Raw genomic sequence first — 15509 nt, 5'->3', positions numbered from 1 at the left:
CGCAGGTGGCCTGGAGGTCCGTCCCGCCTATCGCCGCTGACGTTCCGGAGAGGCACTGACATGCTTGAGACCGTCCGCGGACCACGCCAACTGATCGTGGGCGAAGGGGTCGCACAGAACATCCCCCGAGTGGTGGCCGAGAGCGGCTCGCGGGTCCTCGTCGTGACCGACCGGGTGCTGCTGGCGCAGCCGCGCGTGTCCGAGATCGTGGCCGCCGTACGGGAGAGGGTCGAGGTCGTGGAGGTGTTCTCCGACGCCACCGCGGAGGTGCCCCTCGCCGATGTCGCCCTGGCCGGCTCGGTAGCCGCCGAGGTGGAGGCCGAGGTGATCCTCGCCATCGGGGGCGGTTCGGTGATCGACCTGGCCAAGATCGTCGGTGTCATCCGGCGCCACGGTGGGACACCGCGCGACTTCTACGGCGAGTCGAGGGTGCCGGGGCCGACCCTTCCCCTCGTCGCGGTCCCGACGACCTCCGGCACCGGCTCCGAACTCACCCCGGTCTCGGTGTTGACCGACCCGGACCGCGCACTGAAGGTGGGGGTCTCCAGCGTCCACATCGTGCCCGACTTCGCCATCGTCGACCCCGAACTCACCTACACCTGCCCGGCGACGGTCACCGCCCACTCCGGCATCGACGCCTTCTGTCACGCGGTGGAGAGCTACACCGCGCGACCCCGAGCCCACGGACCCCGTGACCTGGTGGAGCAGGTGTTCCTCGGCCGCAACCCGATCACCGACCACTACGCGCTCCTGGCCGCCGAGCGGATCGCCCGTAGCCTGCGGCGGGCGGTCGGCAACGGTGCCGACACCCAGGCCCGCGCGGACATGTCCTACGGGTCCGTGCTGGCCGGGCTGGCCTTCTCCCACGCGGGCAACGCCGCCCCGCACGCCCTCCAGTACCCCATCGGCGCCGCCACGCACACGCCACACGGCCTGGGCGTCGGGCTGCTGCTGCCGTACGCGCTGGACGCGGCCAGGGAAGCCATCGGCGACCGGCTGGCCGTCCTCGCCGGGGTGTGCGGGCTCGACGTGACCGACGCCTCGGATGCCGAGGCCACAGACACGTTCCTCACCTGGCTCGACGGGCTCCTCGCCGACATCGGCATCCCGCCCACCCTGGCGGACATCGGTGTGGCCCGCGCCGACCTCCCCCGCTTCGCGGAGCTGGCCGGCGGGGTCACCCGCCTGATCCAGAACCATCCCGGCCCCACCGACACCGCCAGCCTGACCGCGATCCTCGAAGCAGCCTGGACCGGGGATCGAACCAGACGGTCCTGACCCAGGCACACACATTCGATCGGGCGATAGCACCCCGATAATGAGACCTTTGTCTCCTCGCAGGTGACGGTGCGCCCCCGCAGCAAAGAGCGGCATCCTGGCGTCCGCTCCGCTCCCCGATACACAGAGGCTGATCAAAAGGGTGCCCGATCCCTCGACCTACGACCGCAAGCGCGACCCATACCGCCCTCACTAGAGCAGTGAAGCTGTGACCTGGCTGCGGGGCAATTGCCTAGTCGGCCCGCGGTTGTCTGACCAGGAGGCTCGAATTGCTTTCGACCCTATGTGGAGGCTAGGAAATAAGTGGGGATGCATCGGTGATCATGGAGTAGCGGCGATCCATGACTCCGAAGACAGACCCACCGTCAAACGGCATCTACTCTCATCCCTGAACTGACTGTCGCAGCGTCCGCCTCGACGATGAAGACTCACTGGCCCTCAGAACCGCCCTTTGTTGATGCTCTTCCCCAGACAAGAAGACATCAACAAGGGGGTGTACCTGTAATTCGTCGAACTCTCTCAGGCCCTCAAGAGATTGAAGGTCAACTTGGTGGCGGTGCACACGACGGTGTCCGGGGACACCTGAAATCCCTCTTCTTCGCAGGGAGGGGCGCCCATAGTTCAGGTGAGGTTGGCCATCAGGAGAGCTAGCAGGGCGGCGATCGTCACGACGATCACGGCAGCGTTGAAGACCATCACTGTCGAGAGCCCGGTCGACTTCTGCCCCGGACTGCCTAACGACCCCCGAGCGAAGGTCACCGCCGGCGCCATGTAGGCGACTACGGCAACTTCGCCAGCATTCACCGCGACGTCCGCCTGCGCTCGTCCGGCCTTTCGAGGCAGCAAATACGGCACCCATACCTGCACCCGGTGTCGACCAGCCGTGACTGGCACTCGGTGTTCGCCCCACCGCGCCACTCCGACGTCGACACCATCGACCAACAGGCGCGGCTTCGTGGCCCGGTAAATGATTGCCGTTGGCGGATAGGCAAGGCTGATCGTCAACTTGGCCGTCCTAGCAGAATCACCGACGCCCGATATTGCCTTACCTTGACGATGATTGCCACGCTTCGACAACTGCGATCACCTCCCACGTGGTCCTGCCCGCTCTTGAGGCCAACACTTTCGCTAGCGCCTGACAACATTACACGCTGGATCCGGGGGGTCGACGTTTACCACCGCCGACCCACGCCCGCCCAATCTCGAGCATTTCATCGCCGATTCGATGACCGCCGCCTGCGTCCGTTCTTTATGAGCGCGACGAAAATGCCGACGCACACGACCGAAGACACAGCCATGGCAGCCGCCGCGAACCCACTTTTCCCGTCTACGAGAATCCTGATCGAGGTAATTCCGAAGCCGACGGCAAGAACAGGCAACATAATTTGTGCCACACCGCGATGGTGACGCCGGTTATGTGCGGCATTAATACGAAGCTGCTCGTCACTGAGACCCTTTTCCCCGGGCGTACCGAAGGGCCAGTTGGCCATCCAGATCAATGCGGACAGCCCTGCGACAACGAACAACACTGTGACGATCAACATGTTATTTCCCCAAGAAGCCGGTCAGTCCATGACAGCGCCGACAGCGTTCGTAAATGGGTCGTGATTGGCGGTAATCCATCCACCCACGGTGTACATTGCCTTTTGCGGAACCCAACGCGTCCCCGCTTCGAATCGACCAATTCCGTAATTGATCGCTGTGGCTCCAGTCAACGCTTTCCCCACACGGCCCAGCGGAATCCTACCGACCGACGACGATCCCAGCCGACCGTTTCCGAAGTTGATCGACTTCGCCCCGGTCAACGCTTCTCCCACGCGGCCCAACGGAACTCTAATCGAGTTCTGCGCTAAGAACTTGGTGGTGCCGGAGGCGACACGGGCCCCTGGGATGAACGCCGATCCGAGATCTGTAGCCAGACCGACACCGAGCTTTGCGATGTCTGCCTTGGTCATGTCGCTCCTCGCGAAATCATTCATCCGGTACAAGGCACTGGCGCTGGCTGCTCCGGCGGCCGCAGCGAAGCAGACACCTGCGGTAGCCACGATGCAGACGCCAGCGGCCACGATTGCGGCGCCTGTCAGGATCGCACTTTTGTGCTCGACAAGCCAGTTACCCGCAGCGCTGAGCCCAGACTTGAGCCCTTCCCCGTTGCGGCACCAGAAGCTGGCGCGACATTCGCGTTGTTTGCGTTCTGCTTCGGCGCGTTCGTTGCTGGCTTTTCGGTACGCCTCACGTTGTTGCTGGCAGCTTGACCCACAGGCCGGTGGGACGTGCTTCTTGACGATCCTGGTGACCGTCTCGCCGGAGGGGGTGGTGTCGACGTAGGCGCGGTCACCGGTGTCGTCGTTGTTCTCAGTGAAGTACATTCCGGTGGGGTCGGCGTTGTCGATCGGGTTGTTTCCGCCGTACTGGTACGCGTTGTACTGGGCCGGGCTGTCGGCGACGAGGACCGGGTCGACGGAGATGAACCGGCCCAGCGTCGGGTCGTACTGCCGGGCGCCGATGTTGGTCAGCCCGGTGGGGTCGATGTCCCCGCCGACGAAGCCCTTGTTGTTCACCCAGACCGGGTTCGTACCGCGCGGCGCCCCGTACGGGGTCTGACGGCGAATCGAAACAGCCTGGGTGCCGGCGTTGACCCCGATCTGTTGAGTGCCCTGGTGGTCGTCGAACAGCCAGGTCAGATTCGTGGTCGCCGAGCCTGCCGTGCGGGATGCGCAGACGGTGCCGGCGAAGCTGTAGTAGCGGGTGCCGGTGTTGACGCCACCTTCGCGGCGGATCTCCTGCCCGGGGAGGTAGAGGGTGGTGCCGCTGCTGTCGCGACGGATGATCCTGACGCCGTCGGCGTCGTAGATGTTGGTTTCGATGGTCTGGCCGCCGGCCGCGACGGTGGCGAGCTTGCCTTCGGCGTTCCAACCCAGGGTCTGGCTGTTGGTACCGGTGCCGCAGTTGTTGGCGGCGGTGCCGGTCGGCCGGCAGATCGTGTTCCCGGCGCCGTCGTAGGCGTAGTTGCTGGCCACGGCGCTTTGGCCTGGCGCTTGGGTGGTCATGGCGGTGACGGCGTGCGGTCGCACGACGTTCGGGCCGCCGGTCGGCACCGTGTAGCTGCGGGTGGTGTCGCCGCCGGCGGTGTGGCTGGTTTCGGTCAGTCGGGAACCGGAGGTGTCGAAGGTCCAGTCGTGCCAGTACGGTGCCGGACCGCCCAGGTTCGCCACCGCCGGGTCGGCCTGGCAGTTCACTCCGGCCTTTGGGGTCCAGGCGCTGGTGAGCCGGCCCAGCAGGTCCTGCCGGAAGCACTGGGTGTCGGCCTGACCGATCTGCGGCTTCTCTTCTATGGAGGTGATGTTGCCGCTGTGGTCGTAGGTGTAGTTGCGGTCGGAGACGGTGCCGACGGTGGTTTCCCGCTGCACGGTGGTGCGGTCGATGCGGCGGGTGGCCTCGTCACGGTAGACGGTGTCCTGGGTCCAGACGCCGCCGGGCATTTTGTAGATGGAGCCGCTGCGTTCGCCGTAGGCCGTGTAGGTGGCGGTGGCCATCGTGCCGGCCGCGCCGGTGAGGCTGGTGTCCAACCGGACCGGCATGCCGGTGGTGGCGTCGTAGTCGGTCGTGACTTCCTCGGTGACCAGGCCCCCAGCGGCCGGGTAGGAGACCGATGTCGGTGCGCCGGTCGCCGCCGAGTAGTTGTAGGCGTAGATGTAGGTGCCGTTCAGGCCGGTTTCGCTGGTGGGGATGACGTAGTTGACGCCCTTGGGCTGGTAACGGTCGTCGAAGCTGCGCACCTGCCACCGGTAGGCGTTGCTGCTGCCGGCGGGTTCATAGCGGACCGCCTGGGTGAGTTGGCCCCTGAAGCCGCTCTGACCGGTGTAGAGGGTGTCGTATTTCCATTCCGCGCGCAGCGCTCCGGTGGCGGAATCGTCGCGCAGTTCCTTCCTCCGACCCAACGCGTCATAGACGTACCAGAGCACCTCACCGCGGGCGTCGGTCGTTTTTTCCAACTCGTTGTTGTCGGTGAAGAAGCTGGTCGTCTCGCCCTTGTCGGGGTCGGTCGTGCGCCACAGACGGCCCTTGGCGTCGTACTCGTTGACCCAGCGGTTTCCTGCCGGGTCGACGGTCCTGATCAGCTGGCCCTTGCGGTTGTAGACGTACTGGGTCTCCTGGTAGGCCCCGCCGACGCCGGATGCGGTGGTGTGCTGGCGCAGTTTGACGACGCGGCCTTCGATGTCGGTCACGGTGGTGGTCGCGGTGCCGCCCTGGGGCGGTGTCACCTTGGTGAGGTCGCCCTCGTGGGCGGTGATGGTGCGCCACTTCTCGACCAGGTTGGTGACCCCGTCACCGGCCAGGAAGATCGTGTTCGTGGGGCGGGATGCCCGGTCGAACATGGTCTTGGAGACGGCGGGGAGAGACCACTCCGGTTCCCACCACAACGTGCCGGAGGGGGCCCCGGGTTCGGCATGCGCGCCGTAGGAGACGGACGGCCGGCCGAGGCTGTCGTAGAGCGTGTCGGTGACCACCCGGTTTCCGGTGCCGTCCGCCGCCAGGCTCTGGGTCTGCCGGGTACGCAGCAACCCGTCGAGGATCTCGTACGAGGTGGTGTAGTTGCCGTCCGCGTTCAGTACCTGTGCTCTGACGTACGGATAGGCGTTGCGGCCTGCGGCGAAGGTGTACGTGTACTGCGCGGACGGGGTGCTCGGATTGGCCGCCTTGGTCCAGCCGAGCCCCCACACCTTGCTGACGCGGCCGAGCGCGTCGTGCTCGACCTCCGAGAGCACCCTGTTGTTGGGGTCGGTGGCCTTGACGGTGGCACCCCAGTAGGGGTTCGTTTCCACCGACGAGGTCCAGTTGAACGGCGCCGGACCGGTCGTGGTCACCTTCGTGACCGGGCCTCCGACGGCCGGCGTGTACGCGGTCGTCGTGACGTTGCCCTTGATGTCGGTAGCACTCACCGGCCGACCCGTCGGGTCGTAGCTGCCCTGCGACACGACCTGCCAGACCGTGCCGGTGCCGGCTGCCCAGTCCTTGAGCTGCTCGGTCTTCGTGACCAGACCGAAGGTCGGTGCGGTGTCGACGCTGGTGGCCCCGTCGTAGTAGCTCCGCGCGTCGGAGATCACGTCGTCGATGGTGGTGGGGTTCGTGCCGCAGGCCAGCGCGGTGGTGGTGGTCTGCTTCACCGTCGTGGTGAGGTTCTTGCCGGTGTTGCGGTTGTAGTGGTAGGTGATGCACTTCTCGTCGCCGGTGACGGCGATGTCGCCGTCGTCCTGGGACCAGTTGACCGTGCCGTAGGTGTGGTCCAGGTGCTTGGTGCCGCGTGAGGTGCGCCAGCCCCGGCTGCCGTCGACGCCGAGGGCGGTCGCGGTGTAGGTGGTCTGTGTGTCGACGAAGCGGGCCTCGACGATGTCACCGTTGATCGTCCGGCTCGCGGTCGGGTTGGACCGCCACGGCACGTTCACCGTCTTGGACACCGGCTTGGATTCCACCCCGTTGTAGACGACCTGCTCCCGCACCTGGCCGGCGAACTGGTCATGGTCGTAGACCGTCTCCGAGCCCAGCGAGGCGGGGACTGTCACGCTGCGGGTGCCTCCGCTGGGGCTGGCCTTGTCGCCGTGCATGCCCCGCATGAAGGTCGTCACCGCGAGGGTCCGGGTCGCCGAGTCGTCACCGACGCGGGTCTTGACCTGGGCGTAGCCACGCCACTGCGACCACGTCTTGCGTTCCGGCCTGCTCAGACTGTCGTCGTCGGCGTAGTGCCACGCCGGCGATCCCACGTACTCGTACCAGGTGTGCTTCGACGGCGCCTGGTGGCCGTTGGCCAACTGCACGTCATCCTCGGCCACATGCTCGACCCGGTGCTTGTGCCACCATTCGGTGATCAGTCGCTGACCGGTCGGGTCGGTCGGGTCCGGCACCCGTACCGGGTAGCACCGCTTGGTGTTGGTATGCGGCTGCAACCCTTCCACCATCGCCTCGGTGCACTCCGGCTGCGCGTAGTCGACCTTGATTCGGGACCCGGTCTCCGTGACGATGCTGGATATCCGCAACCAGTTGTCGGTCGTGCCGTGTTCGGTCAGCACCCGGTTCGGCAACGACTCCGCCTCGAAGGTCACCGGCGGTAGGCTGACGGTGCCGCCGACATGCCCCGCGTGGTCGATCCGGTTCAGCCACAGCCCGGTGTGAGTGGAGTCCGCCGTCGCCGCGAAGGTGTGCGACAGGGTCCACGACTCGACGTCCTGCCATGCCGGGGTGGTCTTCGTGGTGTCCCACACCCAGGTGGTGACCTTCTTCAACCGCTTGGTCGTCCAGAAGGTCGGCGAGTACTGCTGCGCACATGACGTCGCCGACGCCTTGCACTCCTGGTCCCAGGGGGTGTCCTTCCACGACGCCTTCACCGGGTTGGACTCGGTGCCGCAGTTCGAGAAGCACCGCATGTCGGTATCGAAGACGATCTTCGCGTACGGAGTGACTTTCCGTTCGGTCACTCCGTGGATGGCCGACGTGCGGTCATAGGTGCCGTAGTCGATCCGCTCCAGATACCCTGCCCGGTCGTAGGACACGTCGTCGGAGTCGGTGTCGTTGCGGGCGTACTTGTTGGTCTCCTTGCCGTACCAGAGCGACATCGTGTTGCCGCGCACGTCGACGACGTAGTCCAGATTCCACCGCCATGCCTGCTGGCAGTCGGAGTTGGCGAAAGCCGTCTGGTGGCACGGTTCTCCGGAGTGGTTGCCGAACACCGGTACGGCCAGGGTCGAGTTGGTCTTCGACGTATGGCCCGGCAGTGAGTGCAGACCGAAGAAGTACTGCGTGCCGTCGGTGGTGGTGACCTTCCAGTGCTCACCGTTGTTGTCACCGTTGCCTGACGCACCGGTCAGCTTCTCGATCTTCGAGCCGTCCTCGGTACGCGCGTGCCAGCCTTTGCCGGTTTCGAAGACCAGCTCGGTGCTGCGGCCGTTCAGGTTCATCGTCGCGTTGTCCGACCGCCAGCACAGGTCGCCGGTGTCCGTCGTGTTGTTCGCGCCGCTCTTCTTCCGGTCCTCCGCACAGGACACGTACCGCCGCTCGATGAACCCCGGCGAATAGTCGAAACCCTCACCGATCCACGACGGCTGGTTGTTGGTCACCTCCGACCGACCATCGACGGAGGCGGACGAGTAGGCCAACCCGACCGACGGTTCCGGTCCAGTCGCCGGAGGCGTACGCAGGGGGTAGTTCCATGAGAAGTCCCCGGAGGACGACCCGGCCGACCACGTCGACGAGGGGGCGAGGCTGGTGGCGGTGAAGTCGCCGTCGGCGCCCGCGCCTGCCGCCGCAAGGGCGAGGAAGGAGCCACTCGCCTGGGTCGTCATCTCCCCCGACAACCGCGCCATTTCCCTAGATGCCGCCGCGGTGGAAACGGCGGTCACCTCCGCGGTCGCCACGCCCTCACCGAGATCGTTCGTGGTGGGAAGCGGTACCGATCGGCAACCCGGTGCATCGGGTGTCGACAGGGCACAGGCCGGTACCTGCCACAGCCGCAGCCGTGACGCCCATGATCCACCCACCGCGTACCGGAAGGAGCTGTAGTCCACCGAAACCTTGGCCGTGCCGGCAGCAGCCCCGATCGGTGCCGTCACCTTGAGCACCAGGCCGTCACGCCAGTTGGCCGACAGTAACTCCCGGTCCACGATCTGCACGTCCACGCTGGTGACGCGCGCGCCGGCTGGGCCGCCACTGCGAGCGACCCATACTGGCAGCGTGCCTGCCCGAACGCCCCGGCCAGGCGTGCTCGGTGCGGCGAGCGTCGCCCGAGCGGTACTTGCTGCCGGCCATACCGGCTTCGGGACGAGAGTCTCCTGCATCAGCTTCTGCGTCCATGCCCGTCCCGACACCGGACCGCCGTGTGGATCGAGTTCCTCAACCGGCGGTCGCACGGGCTCTGCCCTCGCAACGGCGGCCTCCGCCGGCAAAGCGACCAGCAGCGACGCTGTTACGGGGATGACGGTGAGGCCGGCGATCCAACGACGCAGTCGGTGCGCTCGATGAATGCTCCGTGGTGGCCGCGGCGAATCGTGGACGGATCGTGCAGACAACATGCATTTCTCCCCGGTAAGAACAGCCGCACGGAGCAAGGGTGCAGATGGGTCATATCGGCACGAGCAATGGAAGAAAGGGGTCCGACGTGTCCGGTCCGGCCACGCCAAAGCTGGAGGGTGAGCGACTGCTGGGCTGGGTCAGCAGCGTCGAGCACCGGCCGCGGTGCCGACCCAGCCCAGCCGAGGCTACGAGTCGTAGAGCAGGTACACCGCCGCGTCCGTCAGCGCACCCTGGAACACTGCGACATCGTCGATGCCGCCGGTCCACTGGTCCATGAGTTCGCCTCTCCACAGGGTGCGACCCACCAGCAGCGGGCCGGTCGACGCCATCGGGGTGAACCCGATGCTCGTAACCCCTTCGAGCTCACCATTGACATAGAGGCGAAGCTGCTTGCGCCCGGCGTCGTACACCCCGGTCAGGTGGGTCCACACGCCCTCCTCGGCAACCGATGTCGAGGTGACGCTGGCCGTGGACGTGGTGTTGGCATCGGCGGCGCTGACGAGGAACTGCCACTTGCCCAGGGTGGAGTTGAACTTGAGCCAGGTAGCGCTCTCGTGCACTCCTCGCTGGGATACCGCCGTCCGCATGCCGTCGAGCCGATCGAGCATCACCCAGGCCGATATCGTGAACGACTGGTCAGTGCGCAGAACTGGCTTGTCCTGCCACTGGGTGAACTCCAGACCGTCGGCATCCGGTGGCGTGGTGCCCGTCTTCACCGCGCTCCGTGCGTACTCTCCGGTGCTCTCGACGTATCCCTCCTCCGGGAAGTATTCGTAATCGAGCCACAAGCCGGAGCCGTTGTTGGAATAGCCGGCACCCACGCTTGATCCCCGCGTCAATGCCAGCCATCGACCCCAGGCAGTCACCGTGTCGGGTGCCTCGCAGGTGTCCCTCAAGTCGGCCAGGTAGCACGGAGTCGCAGCCTCGAAGTTCCAGTTGCCAACCTGCACCGGCGTCAGCATCCCTGGCTCGTGGAACCAGCTGGCCGTCGGGTCGTGTGCCGGTTTACCGGTGAAGTCGTCTGGCACGATCACCCGGTCGTAGGCTTGGACATCGGCGACGTTGCCGTGGAACCAGTTGTCAGCCACGCCAGAGCTCCACCCTCGGCCCACCGCGAACGTGCCCGTGGCAGTCCACGGTGGCACGCTCCGATCGACCTCGGCGGCCAGTGCCCCGTCGACGTAGAGCCGCACTTTGCCAGCGGGTTTGTCATACACGCCGGTGATATGCGTCCATAGTCCGACATCGGCTGCGGTCAAGGCGATGCTGCTGTATGCCGCGCGGGTGGTACTTGACTGGTTGTCACTGTCCTTCATCAGAAAGGACCAGCGTGGCGTGGCCGGCGAGCCGATCACCCGGGTGCCGAGATGGAAGCCGGCGGTGTTGACCCCCGCTTGGGATGCGACGACGTTGTCGCCGGTCGTCGGCAGCGAGTTGAGCCGAACCCACGCGGCGACGCTGAAGGAATCGCTCGTATCGAGGACACTGCCTGACGTGGTCAGCGCCGAGGAGGCACCGTTCAAACCGACGGTCTTGCCACCGTTCATCCTCACGTCGTCGGTCCAGTTGACGTTCGATGCGATCAGGTCGGTCTGACCGCCCCGGGCCGGCTGCTGGTCGGCGAGCGCCACAGTCTGGTTGATGCCCGGATACTCCTCCAGGCCCCATTTCGCGATCGCCGGTGAGGTGGGCAGAGCATTGAACGTGAGGGACCCGATGTTGCCGAGATTGCCAGTCGCATCGATGCCGCGAACCCAGAAGGTGTTCTGTCCGAAGCTTGGCACGGTGACGCGGGCCGTAGCCGTCTTAAAAATTGTGGTGCCGCTGGCGGCTATCTCGGTCGTCGGCGGGTTGGACCATCCGTAGCGGAACTTGGTCACGTCCGATGAAGCAGTGAAGCTGATCGATACGGCCTCGCCAGGACGACCCATCGGGGGAAACAGGCTGAACCGGGGCGCTTCTGGCACGGTGGTGTCCGCGGCGAATCGGCACCACGACGACCAGGGCCCGGTGATCGAATACGGGGCCTTGTCGGTACCCTTGGCGCGGAATGCGTACGTGGGCCCCTTTGCGATGGTTACTGGGTTGCTCTCCGCCTCGGTGTTGGGAGTGATTCCCGTCTTCGCCGGTGGTGCGCTCTTGCGGGTCGGGTAGGTGTCCGTCACCGCGCCCATGCCCCCGGCTGGGACCTCGATCCATTCGAACCTACCGGTCAAGGAATCGCTGGGGTCGGCGTCGGGAAAGACTGCAGAGAACGTCGGGGTCAGCGTGCCGACCGTCAGCACCCCGGAATTACAGGCCACTCCGGCGACCTGCAGGCTGTGCGGAGCACCGGGCTTGCTGTCGTAGTCGACGATCAGTTTGGCGTCGTTGGGGTAGAACTTCTTCCACCGGCTCTGCGTCGACTCACCCGACCCGTCTGACGCTCGTCCGGTGAACCCCACCGTGATCGAGTTCCACTTTCCGTTTGCGGCTGCCTTTACGTGGTCGGTGGTGTTGTTTCCTTGGAAGTTCATGATCATGTCGGGTTGGATCGAGGAACACCCACCCGCCTCGTTCGCATTCCCGGTGGCCGTGTTCAGGAACGACTTCAGCTTCATCGTCGTCCAACCCGCCTTCGGCGTCGCGTTGATCGACGGGGTCGCGTACATCGACGTGACCGTCTCGTCGCAGGACCAGGAATGGTCCAGCTTCATCTGCACGTAGGCCGACTCGATGTGCTTACCCTTGAGGGACACCCCGTTGGCCGTTGTCGAGAACTCGAAGTACGACCGATACAGAGCGCCGGTGTCCGGGTTCAACCCCACTCGCGCTCTGCTCGTGTCCGAGTTCGATGAGCCGTTGTTCGTTCCGTACGCCCACTTGCTCTTGAAGACCGACCAGGCAGGGTCGACGAAGAGCGGGAACACCGCGTCCGGATCATCAAGGAGCGCCACATCCGGACGCAGCACCAGATCGCCGTCGGAAACCTCGACGCCGACCGCGCCGACCCGCGCCGCGTCTCCGGCCGCCGTCGGCGTCGACGGGTCGCTTTGCTGCGACGCACCTCGCGACGCGACTCCCTCGGGGGCTTGCAGCCGAGAATCCCACATGACCGCCGGTTCCGCCGAGGCGACGACAGCAGTACCTGCCATGGCTCGCAAGCTGCCGCCCGGACCTGGGACGATCTCGGAGTTCCCACCGACCCGGAACCGCGGCGCGCGTACTCCTGGGAGGGCTGCCGCCGCCGGCGTCTTGACCACCAGAACGTGCGTGAAGCCGGTCCGCGTCGCCCGCACCACCAGGTCCACATCGGAAAGCACGTTCGGGTAGATCAACGAGTCACCCGAAGCCGTCGGGGCCGGCAGGGCCTCCGGCCACGAGAGCGTGACCGCGCGCCCGGCTCGCGTCAACGTCACCAGCGCGGCTTGCCCGCCGTCCGAGAACGCCACATCCGCGACGGACGCCCGGGGTCGCCACAAGCCATCCCCGCCTCGGGCCAGGTTGAGGTCGATCTCCTCCCACCGGCCGTCCTTGCGGGTGCGCTGCGGCACCACCGACGACGCGAATTGCAGCCGTCCGTCCGGCAGCGCGGTGACCTCGGCGAATTCCGTTCGCGACCCGTCCACCACGACGGGCTGCCCGCATGACGTAGCCAGCGCGCTCGCCTCGGCCTCGGAAGCGGCTGTATCCACGCACTGCCGTTCTCCCGCAGCAACCCGCTCCGGCGCTGGAACACCGATCACTCCAACAGCCAACACGGCTGTGACTCCAGCCGACAGCCCACGCCGCCACCGAACGCCCAACACACACCCCCGTAAGAGCAAGTAGTGGCAGCGACAGTAGAGGTGCAACCTCCCCGAGGTTGCACCGCCCCAGGGTGGCGGATCCATCACTCACCGCCACTGATCGCTACATGTCGATCAATTGATGGGATGGACCACTCTTGATCACTCAGAGCGATCTCAATCTATTCGATAGTCTTCAATGTTGTGATACAGGTCACTCTCACGCACCGCTCCCGCGTCCGTGGATGCGGTCCGTAATCGCGGATCGTGCTTTCAGCGTGGTCGTCGGGCGAGGACTAGCCGGCACCGTGGGTTGCCGTCACGGCGCTGTCCCAGGGCGGTCAGGGCGACGGTGGTGACGGTGAAGCCGGCCGCTGTCAGGTCGTCGCGCACTGCGGGCAGCGGGTTGGTCCGGTAGTACATGACGAAGGGGGGTCGCCACACGGTGTTGCGTACCCGCATGGCCAGGTCGAAGCCGAGCGCGGCCCAGTGCGCGGTCGAGGTCAGTGGCGGCGGTGCACCGATCGGGAGGGCGAAGATCCCGCCGGGCCGCAGCGCGCGGTGGACGCCCGCGAAGAGGGCCGGTCGCTCGGTGGGCAGGAAGTGCCCGAGCGCTCCGAAGCTGACGGCCAGGCTGAAGCCTCCGGTGAACGGCAGGGCACGCGCATCGGCCTGAACCCAGGTGGCGTCCGGGTGGGCGCTGCGTGCCTGGGCGAGCATGCCGGCGCTGAAGTCCACGCCGGTGATGCCGGCTCGGCACACGGACCTGAGCACCGCCATGCCCGCCCCGGTGCCGCAGCACACGTCCAGGCCCTGGTCGAAGGGGCCGAGTTCGGACAACGCGTCGGCTGTCGCGCGGAGATAGCTGTCCGGCGTACGGAAAGGCGTGTGGTCGAACTTCGGGGCCAGCAGGTCATAGCCGCGCTCGACCGAAGAGAACGCCTGGACGCAGAGTTCCCGCAGAGACGGACCGTGGGGCGAGAACACCGGCCAAGGGTACCTGCCGGAGCCCCTGCACGATGTCGGCTCGCGGTGGCGCAGAACGCGGAGGTCCTCGTTCTGCGCCATGATCCAGCGGCTGCGCCATACCGCCTGCCGGTGGCTGGTCAGGCGCGGGTGCGCTGCCGCAGCCGAGTCGAGACGACCGCGACGACCACCATGCAAACCGCGAGGGCCAGGGACGGCAGGGCGTCGGGCCGGCGCAGCAGTTCCCCCGTTCCGGTGTTACCCAGTTGGTGCAGCGTGCCCAGCAGGAGGGTCGGGGCGACGGCGATCAGCAGTCGCTGGTCGGCTGTCGCCACCCACAGGAAGGCGGCTACGGCGACGATCACCATGGCGGCGGAAATGATCTGCGAACTCATCGCGGCGGGGCGGAAGGCTTCCACCGGGATCAGATGCAGGGCGAGTATGCCGGCGATGACCAGCAGCGCGTTGGCCCGGGGCGCAGGCGGCACGTCCGCCGGTCGCCACAGGCCCGCGATGACCAGTGGCGCGGCGACAACCGGCGCCCAAACCTGCGGCAGGCCGTTGAGGAACAGGTACGGAGAGATCACGATCGGCACCACCGCCGCGGTCACCACCAGGACGGCGGCGGTACGGTCGTGGCCCGCGACGACCGCCACCAGCGCCGTGCTAGCCATGACAATCTGGATGCCCTCGTTCCGCAGGGCGTGCAGGGGGTCTGCGGATCCGCCGAACTGGAACGTCGCGACGATGTCGTTCACGCCGATGAGCACACCCAGCGCCAGCACCGCCATGGCGCCCAGGTGAAGCCCCTGCCAGAGCAGCACGGCGGTGGGCCGGGCCGCAGTGCTGCCGCCGTGCACCCGTAGGCCGCCCCGGATCAGTGCGGCCGCCTGCCGGATGCTGGGCCAGCGGCGGGTGGTCGGTTCGTCGCCGATCAACGTGTCGATCAGTTCGTCGGCACGCTCCCGGCGGTAACCGGCCGGATAGGCCCGCAGCAGCATTCGGTACCGCTTCTCCAGAACATCAGAACTCATGCTGGCCTGGTCCTCACGATAGAAGGTTGATCGGCACTTCCCAGCGGGAAGCCCCGGTGCGGCAGCCGATCCATGACCACCCGGGCGGCCCGGGCGAGCCGGTCGGCCTCCTCGGCGAGTACGCGGTAGCCCTCGTCGGTGAGCCGGTAGTAGCGACGGGCACGCCCGTTGACGATCTCTTCGCCGTCGGCGGTGATGAGTCCCTCGCCGAGCAGCCGGTCGATCACCGAGTACAGCGAACCGGCGGCGAGGGTCACCCGCTCGTCGGACAGCTCGGTCACCCGCTTGATCACGGCATGCCCGTGAAGCGGGCCACCGAGCAGAGCCGCAAGGACGAAGTACGACGGTTCCCGCAGCGCGGGACGCGAGGTCGATCGCATAACCTGAAATACAAGCAAGA

General features: G+C 66.4%; 8 protein-coding genes. 1 reads left to right on the top strand and 7 read right to left on the bottom strand.

Annotated elements, in window-relative coordinates; all coding sequences use genetic code 11:
- Positions 1–60 precede the first annotated feature (60 nt).
- Positions 61–1278, top strand: coding sequence for an iron-containing alcohol dehydrogenase (locus ACGFIK_RS14625; RefSeq protein ID WP_327026519.1), 1218 nt, complete (start codon positions 61–63; stop codon positions 1276–1278).
- Positions 1279–1899: 621 nt separating this feature from the next.
- Here ACGFIK_RS14625 and ACGFIK_RS14620 read toward each other — a convergent pair.
- The 7 genes from ACGFIK_RS14620 to ACGFIK_RS14590 form a co-directional block, all read right to left on the bottom strand.
- Positions 1900–2283 (bottom strand): hypothetical protein, encoded by a 384-nt coding sequence (locus ACGFIK_RS14620; protein ID WP_327026520.1) that lies wholly within the window; start codon positions 2281–2283, stop codon positions 1900–1902.
- A gap of 206 nt (positions 2284–2489) precedes the next feature.
- Positions 2490–2822, bottom strand: a complete 333-nt coding sequence (locus tag ACGFIK_RS14615; protein ID WP_327026521.1) for a hypothetical protein — start codon at positions 2820–2822, stop codon at positions 2490–2492.
- A gap of 21 nt (positions 2823–2843) precedes the next feature.
- Complete coding sequence (locus ACGFIK_RS14610) at positions 2844–9275, bottom strand: RHS repeat-associated core domain-containing protein (protein WP_327027153.1); 6432 nt, start codon at positions 9273–9275, stop codon at positions 2844–2846.
- A 252-nt stretch (positions 9276–9527) separates the two neighbouring features.
- Entirely contained in the window at positions 9528–13127 is a 3600-nt protein-coding gene (locus ACGFIK_RS14605; RefSeq protein WP_393339659.1) for a LamG domain-containing protein, read from the bottom strand.
- A gap of 255 nt (positions 13128–13382) precedes the next feature.
- On the bottom strand, positions 13383–14096 hold the full coding sequence (locus ACGFIK_RS14600; protein WP_327026523.1) for a methyltransferase domain-containing protein: 714 nt from the start codon (positions 14094–14096) through the stop codon (positions 13383–13385).
- A gap of 119 nt (positions 14097–14215) precedes the next feature.
- Positions 14216–15109, bottom strand: a complete 894-nt coding sequence (locus ACGFIK_RS14595; RefSeq protein ID WP_327026524.1) for a hypothetical protein — start codon at positions 15107–15109, stop codon at positions 14216–14218.
- Positions 15106–15489: a helix-turn-helix transcriptional regulator gene (locus ACGFIK_RS14590; protein ID WP_327026525.1), complete on the bottom strand. Its 384-nt coding sequence runs from the start codon at positions 15487–15489 to the stop codon at positions 15106–15108. The genes ACGFIK_RS14595 and ACGFIK_RS14590 overlap by 4 nt, the downstream gene beginning before the upstream one ends.
- Between the last annotated feature and the right edge of the window lie 20 nt (positions 15490–15509).

The sequence above is a fragment of the Micromonospora sp. NPDC048871 genome, assembly GCF_043198155.1.
Classification (GTDB): Bacteria; Actinomycetota; Actinomycetes; order Mycobacteriales; family Micromonosporaceae; genus Micromonospora.
The sequence above is the reverse complement of the archived record's forward strand: the minus strand, read 5'-3'. Positions and strand labels throughout refer to the sequence as shown.

Bases quoted from the DNA above. Each gene is read 5' to 3' on its own strand.
- ACGFIK_RS14625 (WP_327026519.1), top strand. From the start codon at position 61: ATGCTTGAGACCGTCCGCGGACCACGCCAACTGATCGTGGGCGAAGGG.
- ACGFIK_RS14615 (WP_327026521.1), bottom strand. From the start codon at position 2,822: ATGTTGATCGTCACAGTGTTGTTCGTTGTCGCAGGGCTGTCCGCATTG.
- ACGFIK_RS14595 (WP_327026524.1), bottom strand. From the start codon at position 15,109: ATGAGTTCTGATGTTCTGGAGAAGCGGTACCGAATGCTGCTGCGGGCC.
- ACGFIK_RS14590 (WP_327026525.1), bottom strand. From the start codon at position 15,489: ATGCGATCGACCTCGCGTCCCGCGCTGCGGGAACCGTCGTACTTCGTC.